The sequence below is a fragment of the Clostridium thailandense genome (assembly GCF_019207025.1).
GTDB lineage: Bacteria > Bacillota > Clostridia > Clostridiales > Clostridiaceae > Clostridium_AM > Clostridium_AM thailandense.
The window spans coordinates 1-15,638 of the sequence record NZ_JAEEGC010000150.1; the positions used below are offsets into that span (position 1 = coordinate 1).

Sequence of the window (15,638 nt, forward strand, 5' to 3'; positions counted from 1 at the left end):
CCCAGAAGGATTTGAAGGCTAAGGCTTTGAGGGGAATTTCATCTTAAAGATTACGATGTACGTAATACATTTTTAGGTTTATTTAGATATATGTTTTAAATTTGTATATGTAAATTAATAATATGCAAAATTAGCACCCTTTTATATTGGTATATAGCCAGTATAGGAGGGTGTTTTTGTGTTTATTGATGATGTTTTAAAGGAGTTCATATTTGACTGTGAAATAAGAAAAATTAGTGACAGAACTATAAAAAGCTATGGAAATAGTAACAAAAGATTTTTTAAATATATAAATAATGAATTTAAAATAACAGAATTAGAAGATATAACACACTTACACATAAAGCAGTATATGCAGTTCTTAATCAAAAGTGGGTTAACTGAATCTTATGTAAATAACATATTAAAATGTTTAAGAGCGTTCTTTGTGTATTGTGTTAAAGAAGAGTATCTAAGTAAAAGTCCATGCTTAAAAGTATCATGGCAAAGAGAACCTAAAAAACTTATTGAGACTTTTACAGATGAAGAAGTTGTTAATATGTTAAATGTTTATAGTTTCTTGAATTATATGAACGCAAGAAATAAAACTATTTTGGCATTTTTAATAGATACAGGAGCAAGGAATTACGAAACTTGCAGTGTTAGAAATTCAGATATTAGTGAAACTTATGTAACTATACGTGGCAAGGGAAACAAAGACAGGCATGTTTCAATAAGTCCTCAGTTAAAAAAATTTATGATTAAATATGAAAGAATTAAGGCGTTCTATTTTAAGGATAAAATTGTTAGGTGCAGTAACTATTTTCTATCGTATAGATGTAAACCGCTTACAGTAGAATCATTAGAACGTGTTGTAAAGATTGCAGGAGAACGTGCAGGAGTTAGAGAGGAAATTAGATGTTCCCCACACACATTTAGGCATTACTTCGCACAGTCACAGCTTAAAAATGGTTTGGATGTGTATAGTTTATCTCGGCTGCTTGGTCATGAAAATATTATGATTACAAAGCGATATTTACAATCAATCAATGATGAAGAAATTGTAAGCATGAGCATTAATACAAGCCCACTAATGGGGTTGAATGGTCTTAAATAGGCACTTATATGCTATATAAGATAAGGTGATAAATAAATGGTGTATAAATATGTCTAAGAATTAAATAGCGTTAGAATCGGTATATAAGAGATTAATGAATATGATTAAGTGAGGGGATATGAGTATGTCAAATGTATTAAAAGAAGCTGTATATGAAAAAATGATGGACATGGCAGATGATAAGGAATTAGTTGTTTATGAAAATTATGAAATAAGTGAAAGACATGGAACTGAAACATATGTTGTTATTATTGAAATTAGTAGCTATAGGTTTAGGATTTACCAAGGGATGCTACACAGCACAGGCAGAGTAAGCGTTAAGTATATGTCTGTAGACAGTGATATGTTTAAAGCTATGAGAGGTACATTGGATTTAAAAGTAAGTTAATCTAATAAAGATGTATATTGTTGTTTTAGTAACTTTTGTTAAGGGATATTGTTAAAAATTTAGATAATTATAAATAAATTGTTCTATGCTTTATAGCATAATGAACTACTTCAAAAAAAGAATAAAGATACCTATTGACATAGGTAACTAAAATTTAATACAAATAATAAATTCTTGTTAAAACTCAATCTAACAAAAATTTATACTTAACACATATAAATTCTAACAAAAAAAATTGGGTTTTGCAAGGTTTATTTCTTATGCCTTTTTTTAAGGGATGGGTTGGTTATGTATGCACTCTAGTAACCTAAAATATATAGAGTAAGTTTAGTGGGGCTGACGCATAAAATCCACTGGGACAAGTAGTATTACTGTTATTGTGCTATTTGCACCTCAAATGGATACATATAACCATTAAAAATATTATATGGGTGGTTAACTGGTACTAAAGTACAGGATTCTATATAATTTATACACAGTCAATTGTTGATAACTTGTTGATAAAGCTGTGAATAAAGTATTGTAGGGCAGTTTTTGCAATATTAAAATATGGAATACAATAGCAGTATACGGAAACTTCAACGACAACAGAAGCATAAAATTTTAAGTTTCCCCTAAGAAAGGGGAAACTATGTCCGTTGCTTAACTCCTCCAAAAGCATAAAATATTTAAAGCAAAAGTCAAGTGAAAATTCAAAAGTAATAGGGGTAGCGTATTATCCTTAAAATATTTTAAAGTATAAGAAAACTTAAATGGAGTGATGTTAATGAGTTTTTGAAATCCATAAAAGAGGAAACATAGAGATTCATTTAGAATTAAAATTACCATATAAAATATCAATTATAATCAAAAAAAGAAAATAGTCACTCTGACCAGTGACCATCTTCTAAAAACTTACCATTCAAGCCTTAAACCCCGCATTGGAAGGGTTTCTCTTTCTAATATTATATCACAAAAGTAAAATAAGTTTAAATATAATATTATCTTATTTGATTAAAATATGTTAGCGTATACTTTTGATTTAATACTTTATATACGAATAGATTGTCAAGTTCATTGATGTTAAATATTGAGAAATGACAAAGGCATATAGGCTCTAATTCAATCTATAAATAATATGATGATTTCATGAAAGTTAACATCCAATTTAAGGCAAGACGGGAAAGATTATATCGTCAACTAAAATCAACAAAAGGTGGCAAAGGTAGAGAGAAAAAGCTATCTAATATAAATCAATATAGAGAATTACAAAGCAATTATAATAGGACGTACAATCACTTTTTATCCAGTAATATAATAAAGTTTGCATTAGGTAATAAGGCTGGGCAAATTAATTTGGAATTATTGTCTATGCAAGAAGCAACTAAAGGAACTTTACTACAAAATTGGGCTTATTATCAACTTCAACAAATGATAGAGTATAAAGCAGAACGAGAAGGAATTGCAGTATGTTATATAGACCCATACCACACATCACAGACTTGTAGTAAATGTGGAAATTACGAAGATGGACAAAGAGAAACACAAGAAACTTTTATTTGTAAGAAGTGTGGATTTAAAGCTAATGCAGATTATAATGCAAGTAGAAATATTGCAATGAGCACAAAATATATATCTTCAAAAGAAGAAAGTGAATATTATAAAAACAGTTTGGATGATGATTCTGCAGTAAATCAAAAATTTTAAGAAATACCTCTAATAATAGTAAAATCAATAGTTTAAGGCAAATTACTTAAAAAAATAAAAAACACTACCATACATTTACTGCAAAAATAAGATTTAATTGAGTGTTAAACCTCTAATTTAGCTCAATTTTGAGATGGGGTTAAGATTAACTATATGGAATGTAAATGAAGAAACCATTAAAGATTTAGTAGATACTTTAGATAGGTTAAGATTAACTATATGGAATGTAAATATTAAAACAATCTTTCCATTTTCTTTAACGAATAATTGGTTAAGATTAACTATATGGAATGTAAATGTTACAGAAACTCCATTTATAGTAGGTATCCCACAATGGTTAAGATTAACTATATGGAATGTAAATAAACTTCCATACATCATAGAATTTGTTGTCGATATGGGTTAAGATTAACTATATGGAAATTAGTGTATTATACAAGATGAGAAAAATAATAAATAGTTAATTAAAAAATGTATATAGAACTGTAATCTAAGATTTTTATTAATAAAATAACCTTCTGTTTTAGCAGTAGAAAACAGGATAAAGGTTGGGGCGATTTAGCGTCCGAAGTTGGAGGTTTCCAAAGGTTTAGACCATAAGGAATTAAGCACTCCAAAAGGTTAACCCTCTTCACAGTATTCCGAGAGGCATTCCAGTATGCTCACGAGCATATGCTACTGTATAGTTATTATATTAGGATATATGTAATGATACATATATCTTTTTTATTTGCTGAAAAAAATAATATAAAATAAAGATGTAGATAGATTTGTTTTGGAAATTATTACAAAATAAAAAAGACTACCTAAAAGTAATCTTAAAATATGGTAATGTTATACATTTACCCATATATCGTTTTATGGTAAAATAGAATTTAATGTATAAATATAGTGAATTCTATTTGCCTAATATTATCATATCATTAGACAAATAGAAAGTCAAATATTAATTTTAAAAAATTAATAATAAAAAGGTTACTTTTTTAGAGTTATAAGGAGGTATGGCAATGTGAAATATTTTTATATCAAATATATGAGCATAAAAAGGAGAACGTTAAAATGAACTATATTGAAAAATTAAATAATCATAAAGAATATTTAAGAAATCTAATATTAGGAGATTTTAATAATCCTAGCAACATAAAATTATTTGATTTAGAGTGTGGACTAGGCAAAACTAAGACAGCAGTGGAAGTGGTAACTGAATTATATAAGATTAATCCAAATAAAAAAATTCTATTTGTTACAAGATTTGATGATACAGTAGAATCTGTGAAAAACAACTCTGATTTTTATAATCTTATACATTCCAAAATAAATATCATGGCGAAATCCAATATTGCTGTAGCAATAAATAAAACAACCAAATATGATTATATACCTAAGTATTTGGAAAAATTCAATGTTGTTGTGATAACACATGAAAAGTACAAGCAGATAAGCAAGTATCCAAAACAGGTAGAACTATTTCAAAAATATATGGATATATTGATTGTTGACGAGGAAATAAATATGGTAGAAGCAATTAAATATTCTAAGAAAAGAATGGATTGGTTTTCGACGGTCTTACCGAGATGGATGAGAGGTAGATATGAAAAAGTAATAAGGGACATAGATTTAGCTCTATCAGAACAAAAAGAAATGCTTTTTCTTACTTTCGACATCAATAAAAATAAAGAAATAAGGATACTAAAAGGTCAAATTAAAAATTTTATTAATGATGCATATTCTAGAACACAAGTTAAAAAAGATGAAAAAACAGGTAAAGATGTATCAATGGTCAAAAGAGATTTTATAGAAGAAGTAAATGAGATTTACCAAATTTATAATAATCAATGTATTATTATGAAAAATAAGATTTGCACATATGACAAAAGAATTAAATACTGGCTGTTGAAAAAGAACATATTGCTAGATGCCAATGGTGGTTTCAATTATATATATAGGATTTCTGATTTGTTTGATACAAGTACACCACAAAGTAAAATTATAAATCACTCTAACTGCAATTTGTATGTATACAATTGTAATACAACCAAATATGCAAAATCTAAATATAAAGATTTTTATGAGCATGTGCAGGAAGAGGTGGAATCTATTATAAAAGAAAACGATAAAGTGTTAGTCATAGGCAACAAATTAGATGAAAAAAATTTAAGATTTGATAATAAAAATATTGCAATGAACCACTTCGGCAACTTGAATGGGAAAAATGCTTGGAAAGATTTCAATAAGATATTTATAATACAAACGCCAAATATACCTGCGGAAGTGTATATACTAAAATACATGTATTACAGTCAAAAAATAATGAATAACAAATATACGCTTTATCAGCATCCAGAAAACGGTGTTATGAAATTCAAAAATGAAGAATTCGATAAGATAAGGGTATCATATATTTCCGCAGAACTATATCAAGCAATTAAAAGAATTCAGCGGAAAGTAAATGATGATGGATTAGCTGTAAAAGCAGATTATTACATCATCAATAATGACGAAGGCGTCGTTAATTTGCTTATAAAACAGCTGAAGGGGATAAACGTATATAATCTTGATTTTGATGTGCAAAGGCAAGAAAGAAAAGAATATGATAACTCTAATAGATTCAAAGATTCTTATGCAGATAAATTTATAAAATTACTAGATTCATTAGATAAAGGCGGTTATAAAAAAAATTGGTTAAGGGAGCAGATAGAATATGAAAGTAAAGCGCAATTTTCAAATAAGATATTAAATCATCCAGAAGTAAAAAAATACATGATTTATAAAAACATTATAAATAGAGGTCAAAGAATAATAATTGTTTAATGGGGCTGTAGTATTGAACAATAACAAAAAATTGTTATTGCAATCAAATTATACAATTTAATTAGGATGAAAGTATTTTAAATATTGTAAGATATAAATTTTGCAATAGCCAATACCGGATAAGCATTCATAATATTTTTTTATAGAGGATGATTATATAAATATAGTTTTAAGAAAAGTATACCTTAATTCCCTATAAAGTATATATTAGGAGATTAGGTTGTACTTTTTGAAATAAATTACACGATATAAAGTGTTAGTTCTGGTACAGGAATAACCTAATAATGTTACTCTAACATTATTGTAATTGATACAGCGTTAATAAGTTATTATGGAGGAATGTTAAATGATTGAGATTAATTTTAAGGAAAACTATGAAAATATAAGTGGTGACAAAATAATAGAAGATTAAATAAATATAAAAATTTAAAATTAATCCAGAAAGAATCAGAAGAATGGCAGAAAGCGATGGTAGATAAACATAAAACTAGTAAGCGTTAATATAATTCTTAAGACGTTAAAATTCTAGATTGAACACATCTATTCCCGCATAGGGTGAAATTTTTGAGATTTGTTATGAATTTTTGTATTGAACTAGAGAAAATAAGAGATATAAAAAGATATACAGAGAAAGTATCGCAAGTTGTGCGTTATTTAACGATAAAACTGATACATGCTCCAATTTATACCTGTATATTGTCTAATTTAAACATTCGAGTATGTAAATACGTACAGTGAAATAGGTAAAGAGGTGATTAATTTAATGAAAACTATGACAATTACTAACTTTAGGAACAATATATATAATGAAGGTCTATAAGGTGATAAAAGATAAATGACCATTTCAGTGTACTGACCATGAGTGTGAGGCACAAATAACAATATTGATAGGAGAGAAAGTAAATGTGTGAGATAAACAGCAATAAAATATTTCAAGATGAAATAAGTAAGGAGGAATTTGAGAAGAAATATTCAAGTGAAAAGAATAGATATATACTTAATAGTGATGGAACTGTAACAATAATTACTAATGCAACAAATATACATGACAAAAATGATAAGGAGTCATTTATTGATAATAACGAGGAACTACTTATGCATTTAAGAAAATATAAAATAACTTATGATACATGTAATGAAGGTTATTTCAAGGCATATCTAAATGGAGAAAATAACAAGTTACATTATTTAATATATGAATTCATTACAGGAGAAAAAGTGGATACATCAAAATATGAAATAGACCATTTAAATTCAAATCCAAAGGATAATACGTTTAATAATTTAATCAAAATAGAAAAAGAATTACACTATATAAAGTTAAAAGCTATAAAAGAATTTGTATTTCCTTATACAATAGATTTGAAGATGAATGATACAAAGGATAAATTTATGGTAATTTTATGTGATTTAGGTGTAAGTGATAACTCTCCAGATTATGCTAATAACTACTTGTTATTTTTGGAATATGATAACATAAATGATTTAATATTTGATTTAGATTTGTACAAAATTCACCAGATGACTTATCCAGAGAATGAAAAAATATGTAAAAATATAAAAATGGATGAAAATATAAAACTAAAGATAAGAATACGAAGTAAGAAAAATAAAGCTATCAATATGGTTGAAGCTAAAATGACAAAGGATAAGTATGATAAATGTGTATCAACATATATATATTAATAAATTAACGTGTAATGAAAGTAAATGGAGATTTAGAGAGGACAGTTGCTTCCTAACTTTTAATATATTCAATAAAGATACTGAGGAGCTAAGAAAAATGGGTCTTATTAAAATCTAAAAACTATTTCAAAATAACACAACATAACATAAATTATGTTGTGTTTTTGCGTTGAAAGTAGTATTATATAAGTAGATAATGCAACATAATTTATTATGGTAGGGGTGGAAACTAATGCAACATAATTTATGGGAGAGTTGTACATTAAATGGATTTAAAGAGTATCTAATTAAAGGTGGGAAAGCAGTAAATACTATTAAATCATATATGCTTCATTTAGAGAATTATTTTAAATGGTACAAAAATTCATTTGGGGAAGAAATACAAAAATTATATAGGCAAAATGTGTTAGAGTATAAATCTTATTTGCAAAATATTGATAAGGGTGTTAAGAGTGCTAAAACAATAAATGCTAAATTATCAGCATTAATAAAATTTAATGAATATTTACAAGAGCAAGGAATACAAGATGATGTAGTGGTATCAAAAAAAGATAATATTAAAATACAGACAGAAGTTGCATCACCTGCTGTAGTAACCAAAAATGATGTTGAAGCATTTAGACAGCAGATATTAAAATATGAAGGAAACAGAAATTATGCAATAGTAACAATTATGGCGTATGCAGGATTAAGAATAAGTGAATGTTTAGATTTAAAATTAGATGATATTGATTTAACGGCAAAAGAAATAGTAGTCAAATGTGGAAAAGGTAATAAACAAAGAATAGTATATATAAATTCGAAAATAATAGATGCAGTAAAAGAATATTTGCAAGAGCGTAAATGTAAGCAAATAGATTTAGATTATTTGTTTATTAGCAATAAAAACAATAAAATAGATAGAACTGTTATAAACAGGTTGTTTAATAAGTATTCCAATAAAATAACACCACATACTTTAAGACATTTTTATTGTAGTAATGCTTTAGAAGCAGGGTATTCAGTACATGAAGTTGCAAATCAAGCAGGACATTCAAATATCCATACCACTTTATTATATACTAATCCAACAAAAGAAAAGATGAAGAGCAAAGCAGAATTATTATGAGAGATGTTAAAGGCATCTCTTTTCTGCTTGTAGTAGATGAATAGGATGGGGGGGATATTTTACAACTAAAAACAAAAAGTATACTTGAATACTGCTTGGAGTACATCTATACGGACACTTTCTTTGGATTTTAGCAATATACATATGTATATTTGAATATGTAATGCAACTCTAAAAAAGTAAGCTATATTTTTCATTATTAAACAGTAATATATAAAAATAATTAAAATTCGACTTACTTTTTTAGAGTTTATTTCCATATTTGACAATATATTTAAAATAAGTTATCATATCAGTATGAATCTTTAAAACTAAACACAAAAAAAGTAATTAAATGTTGAGTAATGAAACGTTATTAAGGAGGTGTAATAAATGGGATTTTCAGAAAAGATTATTCAAGATGTAAATGATTTATCAGAAGAAAAGCAAAAAGAGGTTATTGATTTTATAGAATTTTTAAAGCAAAAACAAAATAAAGAAGATGATGAAATTATAGACAAGGTTGTTTTAGAGAATGCAGAAGCAATGGAGGAATTGGCAAAAATGTGTTATCTAATAGTTAAAGATTTTAATAAAAAAGGAAGCATTGCAATTGAATTAAATGATAGTAATGAAGTTACATGATTATTAGGATTTCTAACTGCAAGATTAAAAAATACTTCAAAACAAGTTGTGAGAATTAGTAGTTTAGAAATATGGGGGGAGTATGCTCCATTTAATATTATTAATAATGTAAGTGAATTTATTGATAATGCTGAAAAAATGTAAGAAAAGATATTCCTAATATATAACTTTGAAGGAGATATAATTATGTTAACTTGTTTATTAAATAATCAACAGATTTGTTCGCTTGATTTAAAAGATAAATATGATGAATATATTATGGAGAAGTTAGAATATGTAAAAGAAGCTAGTCAAAACAGGCAATTGGTTTGTGAGGAGTGTGGAGATATAGTAATTTTAAGAGCAGGAAATGATAAAGTACCTCACTTTGCACATAAAAATAAAAATGAATCATGTTACTGGGAGAAGTATGGCAAAAAAGAAACGGAAGAGCATAAAAAAGGAAAAAGTATAATATATCAATATCTTAAAGAAAAATATATAGATGCAGAGATTTCGGTTAACTATAGACATTCCAATATAAGAAGAAGTGATGTTTTTGCTAAATTTAAAAGTGGTACTCAATTGGCAGTGGAATTTTTAAGAATAGATATGAAAATAACTGACTGGAAAGAAAAACATGATTTTTATAAAAGTAATAATATTAATAATATATGGTTGCTAAGTACAAAAGAATATAATAAACAAGATATTAAAAATGTTTCAATAGATTTTTTTGAAAAATTTTTAGCATATAAAAGCGATGATGATATTATCAAATTTTTGAATACTAAACAGCAGTCTATAATTTTGATTAAAAAGATGGAGTATAAAGGAAGAGCATACTATAAAGAATTATTTACAAAGGAATATAAAATACAAGATATTTTAATTGACATGCATGGAACTATCAATTGTGATTTTAAAATTCAATATGACAAAGCATATCAAAATTTTATTAACAATGTTTTAAAACGAGAGAAAACTAAGAAAAAAGCTAAATCAGATAAAAAATTCAAAGTAAAAACATTTAAAATTAGTGAAGAACAGGATAAAGAAAATAGAGAATATGTTAAAAAGCTAATAGAGCAAGAAAAAGCTAAAAGAAATAAGAAATAGAATTTTGGTTTTATCTTATGTTAGTTTATATAAAAGCATTGTAGCTATGGAACGTACAGTTAGATATAGTAAATGTTGCACTTGTGAAGGAGGCATTAAATTGATTTATATTACTGGTGATACACATATTCCAAATGATATAAAGAAATTAGATGAACATAATTTTGAAGAACAGATGAAAATGAATAAAAATGACTATTTAATCATTTGTGGTGATTTCGGTGGAATTTGGAATAATAGTAAAGAAGAGTTACAGTGGAGAAAGTGGTTAAGTGAAAGAAAATTTACAACTTTATTTATAGATGGCAATCATGAAAATTTTGATTTACTTAATAAGTATGAAATCAAAAAATGGAATAGTGGGAAAGTTCACTTTATAAATGAAAGTGTAATTCACCTTATGAGGGGACAAGTGTATATCCTTGATGGATTAAAATTCTTTACTATGGGAGGAGCAGAATCAATAGATAAGTACAACAGAGTAGAAGGGAAAAGTTGGTGGAAGGAAGAAATGCCATCAAAAAGTGAATATGATGAAGCATTAGACAACCTTGATAAAAATAATTGGAACGTTGATTATGTTATTACACATACAGCATCTATAGAACTAATGCAACAAATGTGCTGGATTAAAGAAAATAATCCACTTAATAGTTTTTTTAATATGTTGCAGACAGATTTAAACTATAAGCATTGGTATTTCGGGCATTTTCATGATGATATTGATTTAGATAATAAGCATACATTGCTCTATGAAAAAATAATTAGAATAAAATAAAATCTTACTATAATTATAAAGTGAATTATATAAAAAAGATTTTGTAAGGAGCATATAGTAGTACATAGTAAATAATGAAATTATTAATTGTAGATTAGATATGATAAGGATGTGTATAAATAATGTTTAATTTAAATGACATACCTCTAACAAAGTATTTAACTGATTATCAGAAAAGATATATTGATAATATATATAATGATTTTATAATTAACGGAAAGAAAGTAAATTGTAAATATATAGGAAAGGAAATCAATGAACCAGCATGTGCCGTGAGATTATATTATATTGAAAAGTATGGTAATGATGTAGTTGATAAATTTGGAAGTAACAAAGAATATATACGTGATAAAGAAGGATATATGATGTTCTCTGGATATGAATATAAAAGAGCACAATACATAATGGCTAAAGAATTAGAAGTAGATATAAGAACTATATCAAAATTCATTGTCCATCATCATGATAAGAATAAAATTAACGACAAACTTTGGAATCTGTATTTAGTGTACGACAAAGGACATCATCGCTATATTCATACAAATAATTATAAATGTTGGGAAGGTTTTAGAGATTTAACGAAAAGATATCTAGAAGATGAGTGGAGGTATTACAAAACGGGGAATGATAAAGGTTATTTTAGTGATGAGGTATTTAATTATGTAGACGATAAAATAGACAAGTATGTTATATTATTTAATAAATTGCATGATAAATTTTTATAGTGTAATGCTTGGAAGCATTGGTAGAAGAAATGAAAAATAAGATGATAATTTATACAGATTCTTCTTGGAGAGATAACAAATGTGTATATGGTGCTAAAAATAAAAGTTATGGTGAGAATGAAACTAGAATACAATTAAATGGTAAAAAAATTAAATGTAGAATTTCTATGATTAAGAACTGTTTTTATTAAATCAATAATTAATTTCATATCAGTTGCAGAGCAATTCTTCAACAGTAAAGCAATATCATCTTGCAAATATTCTTTAGAAGAATAAACAGAATCTATTAATATTGCATCTGGTGTAATTTCAAGTGCATTACAAATTTTTAAGACAGTTTCTAAACTTGGTTTGGTACTACCAACCTCAATATGGGATATATATACAGAAGATAAACCAATTAATTCTGCTAATTGTTCCTGTGTTAATTTTTTATTTAATCTATGTTTTTTAATTCTTTTCCCAAATTGTTTATAATTTAATACCATTTTAATCACCCAATAAGAGTTTAGCAACACCTTAGTATAATTATTAATAAACTATAAGTACACATTGTACTTATAATTATAGTTTGGTAAAATAAATGTATTATGTTATTAAATTACAGTTATATAAAATGGGTAGAAATACTATTGAAATGAGGGAAGGGCAATGAATTTAATTAAAGAAGAAGGGGATTTATTATTAGTTCAATGTAATTTATGTAAAAAAGAATTTACTATTGAAAAGAAAAAATGTATTAAAACTAGCGAGGGATATGAATTAAAAGAAAAAATAAAATGTAACATTTGTGGGGAAATAGATTCATCAATTGTTAATTATAGAAAAATGTTAAAATTTTACAATATGACAGAAAAGAAAAGAAACTTAAGAACCTTTGAAAGTGAAAAAAAGGCTCAAGTTCAAAATAGTAGCATTAAAAATCAGATAAGGTGTCCAAAATGTGGAAGCACACAAATTACTTCAAATAATAAAGGATTTAGTGTAGGTAAGGCAGTTGGAGGACTAGCACTATTTGGTCAAGTAGGATTATTAGGAGGATTCTTAGGCAGTAAAAAAGTTGTGGTAACTTGCTTAAAATGTGGTAACCAATGGAAAGCAGGTAAGCTTTAGAATTCTACTTGAACTATTATTTAAATTAATTTTATAATCTATATGAAAACTCTAAAAGAATAAATATGAAGGATTAGTATATATAATGATGTTTAAAAGTAAGAAAGATTTTAATGAGATTACTGTTTGGATAAATCTAGAGTGTAATTATGAACATCCATTAGAAACTGTTGAAAATGTACAGCTACTTTTATATGCAGTTTATAAGCATTTTGATAGTTTTGTCGGTTGCTATTTTAAGAAAGCTATTGATGTTAATATACTAAGAACTCTTGCAAATAAAATGGACAAAAATATAAAGTATTTGAGGTACAATCAAATTCTTATAAAAAAATACAGAAGATGAATACAAAAAAACATTACGGTATTCCGTTAGGGGCTATGACTTCAGCATATGCTATTCCTGTATCTTCACTTGAAGTTACTTTGAGCGAACTTGTAATTATGTACAGAATATTAGACACATTCAAGAATATTTAAATATACGGTTAGGATATGTTCTATTAGGTTCAATAGGTTATAGTGAATATTGAATAATACTTTTCAGTAAATATAATGTTATGTTTTTTAAAATGAAAACTGGGGCAAAATGTCCTGGTTTTTATTTATTTTGTACAAGCAGTAAAAAAGAGTTTTCTTAGTATCAATATAGGTTGAGTATTATATACATATTAGGAGTGATAAAAGATGTTAAACAAAGAGTAATTCAAATTTAATATAATAAACTGCTTTAACTTAATATTATATTAAATTTGAATATTTTGTCTTAGTATAGTACGATATAAAATATAAATGGTCTAAAGAATAATTTGTCACGGAAAGTTAGAAAAGGTCTATAAATCGCGTAGTATTATCAAAATCAATACTAAAAAATGTTGAAATTTTTACGTTTGTGTTTAGATAAGGGGTAGAAATTAAAGTAGTAAGTGGGCAAAAATTTAAAATTTAAATAAAAGCAATAGTTGAGGCATAAACAGGAAGTAGAAAACAAAAATAATGCATAGGATTAAGTAATGCTAAGATAAAATGATATTTTATAAATAAATTTTGAGGTGAATATGAAAAATTAATGTAATAGAGAAATTTTTGTGGGGTGAAAAAATGTTAACAAAAGGTTCAAAAATTAATGAAAAATATGAATTGATGGAGTTTGTTGCGCCAGGGGGAATGGGAGAAGTATGGAAGGCAAAGGATTTAATATTAAATAGAAATGTAGCGCTCAAGTTTGTTAATGCACATTATGTAAAACAAAATCCTAAGGCTGAGAAAATATTATTAGATGAAGCTATAGCAGCAGCTAGTTTACTTGGACATCCAAATGCTATAGCAATTTTAGACTTTAATAAGTTTACAATTGAAAATGGAGATAATTATTATATAGCAATGGAGTTTGTAGATGGTGTTACTGTTGAGAAGTGGATAGATGGAATAAAACCAACCATTGACGCTATAACATACTATAATATTAGTTTGCTAATTTCTTTACATATATGTAGGGCGATTGAGTATGCTCATAAAGAAGGTATACAACATAGAGATATAAAACCTCTTAATGTATTTTTGTCCAAACATGGTTTGATTAAGGTTGGCGATTTTGGAATAGCTAAATTTATAGATGAGGCAACAAGAACACATACTGTAAAGGATGTAAGCTCACCAGGTTATACAGCTCCAGAGCAATGGAAAGGTGAAAAACAGGGAATTAGTACTGATATTTATCAATTAGGATGTACGCTATATCATATACTCACTGGAAGGCTTCCTTTTACAAAGAACTCTATTGCGGCTATGGCGTATGCACACTTAAATGATGTTCCAGCTAGGCCAAATGAAATATCAAATATTATTTCTGAACAGATATCTGATATTATAATGAAACTTATAGAAAAAGAAAAAGATGAAAGACCTAGTATATGGGAAGTAGTTAATGTAATTGCTAATGAAATTCAGAAACCATATAAGTTGAATGCTAATTTTACTAATAAAAAGGATGAAGAAATAAAAAAAATATATGAGATAACAGAAATTGATATGGAAAAGATGAAAAAAAGTATTGTAAAAATTGATTTTCCAGATTATTCTGAGGTGCTTTCAGAAGGTATTCAGTTAATATTATCTGGAGTAAAGGAATTTAAGATTTTAAAATAAGATGAATGGTAATATCAACTTAAGATTGGAAGATTAAATATTATTATTTAAATTAAGAGATGGTAAAAAGTATAACTATCTCTTTTATTTTTATAATGAAAATTTAAATTTCTAAAGTATTGAATAGAGTATTTATATGGGTACACATTATACAAATAAGATAGGTAAAGATATATTGATGGAGAAAGTTAAATATTTGTAATATTTAAGTGTTTTAAAAATATTAAGATGTATACCATAATCAACCCCTTGATTTTATTGATTTTCTCATGATATACTGGATATAGATTATGGCAAATGTTAAAATTTTGTTACGGTATATATCAATATAAATAGGGTAAAAACATATATCAAATAAATCTTGGTTCTACTGGCTG

Annotated in this window: 14 protein-coding genes and 1 pseudogene; 14 read left to right on the plus strand and 1 reads right to left on the minus strand. The window is 26.4% G+C overall.

Annotated elements, in window-relative coordinates:
* Window positions 1-178 precede the first annotated feature (178 nt).
* The 11 genes and pseudogenes from I6U48_RS30380 (at window position 179) to I6U48_RS24465 (ending at window position 12,000) form a co-directional block, all read left to right on the plus strand.
* A complete protein-coding gene (locus tag I6U48_RS30380) occupies window positions 179-1,096 on the plus strand; it encodes a tyrosine-type recombinase/integrase (RefSeq protein ID WP_218323093.1) in 918 nt (305 codons plus the stop codon).
* Between the two features lie 124 nt (window positions 1,097-1,220).
* Entirely contained in the window at window positions 1,221-1,484 is a 264-nt protein-coding gene (locus I6U48_RS24425; RefSeq protein WP_218323094.1) for a hypothetical protein, read from the plus strand.
* Between the two features lie 1,128 nt (window positions 1,485-2,612).
* On the plus strand, window positions 2,613-3,170 hold the full coding sequence (locus I6U48_RS24430) for an RNA-guided endonuclease TnpB family protein (RefSeq protein WP_218323095.1): 558 nt from the start codon (window positions 2,613-2,615) through the stop codon (window positions 3,168-3,170).
* Window positions 3,171-3,303: 133 nt separating this feature from the next.
* Window positions 3,304-3,576: a hypothetical protein gene (locus tag I6U48_RS30645; protein ID WP_446681756.1), complete on the plus strand. Its 273-nt coding sequence runs from the start codon at window positions 3,304-3,306 to the stop codon at window positions 3,574-3,576.
* Between the two features lie 653 nt (window positions 3,577-4,229).
* Window positions 4,230-5,981 carry a DEAD/DEAH box helicase family protein gene (locus tag I6U48_RS24435; protein ID WP_218323096.1) on the plus strand — a complete coding sequence of 584 codons (1,752 nt, stop codon included), beginning with the start codon at window positions 4,230-4,232 and terminating at the stop codon, window positions 5,979-5,981.
* A gap of 903 nt (window positions 5,982-6,884) precedes the next feature.
* Complete coding sequence (locus I6U48_RS24440; RefSeq protein ID WP_218323097.1) at window positions 6,885-7,667, plus strand: HNH endonuclease; 783 nt, start codon at window positions 6,885-6,887, stop codon at window positions 7,665-7,667.
* Window positions 7,668-7,899: 232 nt separating this feature from the next.
* The gene (locus I6U48_RS24445) at window positions 7,900-8,775 is read left to right on the plus strand and encodes a tyrosine-type recombinase/integrase (protein WP_218323098.1); all 876 of its coding nucleotides are present in this window, start codon (window positions 7,900-7,902) and stop codon (window positions 8,773-8,775) included.
* Between the two features lie 372 nt (window positions 8,776-9,147).
* Window positions 9,148-9,543, plus strand: a pseudogene (locus tag I6U48_RS30385) (DUF6718 family protein).
* Between the two features lie 42 nt (window positions 9,544-9,585).
* Window positions 9,586-10,497 carry a competence protein CoiA gene (locus I6U48_RS24455; RefSeq protein ID WP_218323100.1) on the plus strand — a complete coding sequence of 304 codons (912 nt, stop codon included), beginning with the start codon at window positions 9,586-9,588 and terminating at the stop codon, window positions 10,495-10,497.
* Window positions 10,498-10,597: 100 nt separating this feature from the next.
* Complete coding sequence (locus I6U48_RS24460) at window positions 10,598-11,275, plus strand: metallophosphoesterase family protein (RefSeq protein ID WP_218323101.1); 678 nt, start codon at window positions 10,598-10,600, stop codon at window positions 11,273-11,275.
* A 122-nt stretch (window positions 11,276-11,397) separates the two neighbouring features.
* Window positions 11,398-12,000, plus strand: coding sequence for a hypothetical protein (locus tag I6U48_RS24465; RefSeq protein ID WP_218323102.1), 603 nt, complete (start codon window positions 11,398-11,400; stop codon window positions 11,998-12,000).
* Window positions 12,001-12,134: 134 nt separating this feature from the next.
* On the opposite strand, the gene I6U48_RS24470 is transcribed toward I6U48_RS24465, so the two are convergent.
* Window positions 12,135-12,488 (minus strand): helix-turn-helix domain-containing protein, encoded by a 354-nt coding sequence (locus I6U48_RS24470; protein WP_218323103.1) that lies wholly within the window; start codon window positions 12,486-12,488, stop codon window positions 12,135-12,137.
* Window positions 12,489-12,651: 163 nt separating this feature from the next.
* Between I6U48_RS24470 and I6U48_RS24475 the strand changes: the two genes are divergently transcribed.
* The 3 genes from I6U48_RS24475 (at window position 12,652) to I6U48_RS24485 (ending at window position 15,261) form a co-directional block, all read left to right on the plus strand.
* Window positions 12,652-13,113, plus strand: coding sequence for a hypothetical protein (locus I6U48_RS24475; protein WP_218323104.1), 462 nt, complete (start codon window positions 12,652-12,654; stop codon window positions 13,111-13,113).
* Between the two features lie 85 nt (window positions 13,114-13,198).
* Window positions 13,199-13,459, plus strand: coding sequence for a hypothetical protein (locus tag I6U48_RS24480; protein ID WP_218323105.1), 261 nt, complete (start codon window positions 13,199-13,201; stop codon window positions 13,457-13,459).
* A 755-nt stretch (window positions 13,460-14,214) separates the two neighbouring features.
* Window positions 14,215-15,261, plus strand: coding sequence for a serine/threonine protein kinase (locus I6U48_RS24485; RefSeq protein WP_218323106.1), 1,047 nt, complete (start codon window positions 14,215-14,217; stop codon window positions 15,259-15,261).
* Window positions 15,262-15,638 lie beyond the last annotated feature (377 nt).

Bases quoted from the DNA above. Each gene is read 5' to 3' on its own strand.
- I6U48_RS24425 (WP_218323094.1), top strand. From the start codon at position 1,221: ATGTCAAATGTATTAAAAGAAGCTGTATATGAAAAAATGATGGACATG.
- I6U48_RS24430 (WP_218323095.1), top strand. From the start codon at position 2,613: ATGAAAGTTAACATCCAATTTAAGGCAAGACGGGAAAGATTATATCGT.
- I6U48_RS30645 (WP_446681756.1), top strand. From the start codon at position 3,304: ATGGGGTTAAGATTAACTATATGGAATGTAAATGAAGAAACCATTAAA.
- I6U48_RS24435 (WP_218323096.1), top strand. From the start codon at position 4,230: ATGAACTATATTGAAAAATTAAATAATCATAAAGAATATTTAAGAAAT.
- I6U48_RS24440 (WP_218323097.1), top strand. From the start codon at position 6,885: ATGTGTGAGATAAACAGCAATAAAATATTTCAAGATGAAATAAGTAAG.
- I6U48_RS24445 (WP_218323098.1), top strand. From the start codon at position 7,900: ATGCAACATAATTTATGGGAGAGTTGTACATTAAATGGATTTAAAGAG.
- I6U48_RS24455 (WP_218323100.1), top strand. From the start codon at position 9,586: ATGTTAACTTGTTTATTAAATAATCAACAGATTTGTTCGCTTGATTTA.
- I6U48_RS24465 (WP_218323102.1), top strand. From the start codon at position 11,398: ATGTTTAATTTAAATGACATACCTCTAACAAAGTATTTAACTGATTAT.
- I6U48_RS24470 (WP_218323103.1), bottom strand. From the start codon at position 12,488: ATGGTATTAAATTATAAACAATTTGGGAAAAGAATTAAAAAACATAGA.
- I6U48_RS24475 (WP_218323104.1), top strand. From the start codon at position 12,652: ATGAATTTAATTAAAGAAGAAGGGGATTTATTATTAGTTCAATGTAAT.
- I6U48_RS24480 (WP_218323105.1), top strand. From the start codon at position 13,199: ATGATGTTTAAAAGTAAGAAAGATTTTAATGAGATTACTGTTTGGATA.
- I6U48_RS24485 (WP_218323106.1), top strand. From the start codon at position 14,215: ATGTTAACAAAAGGTTCAAAAATTAATGAAAAATATGAATTGATGGAG.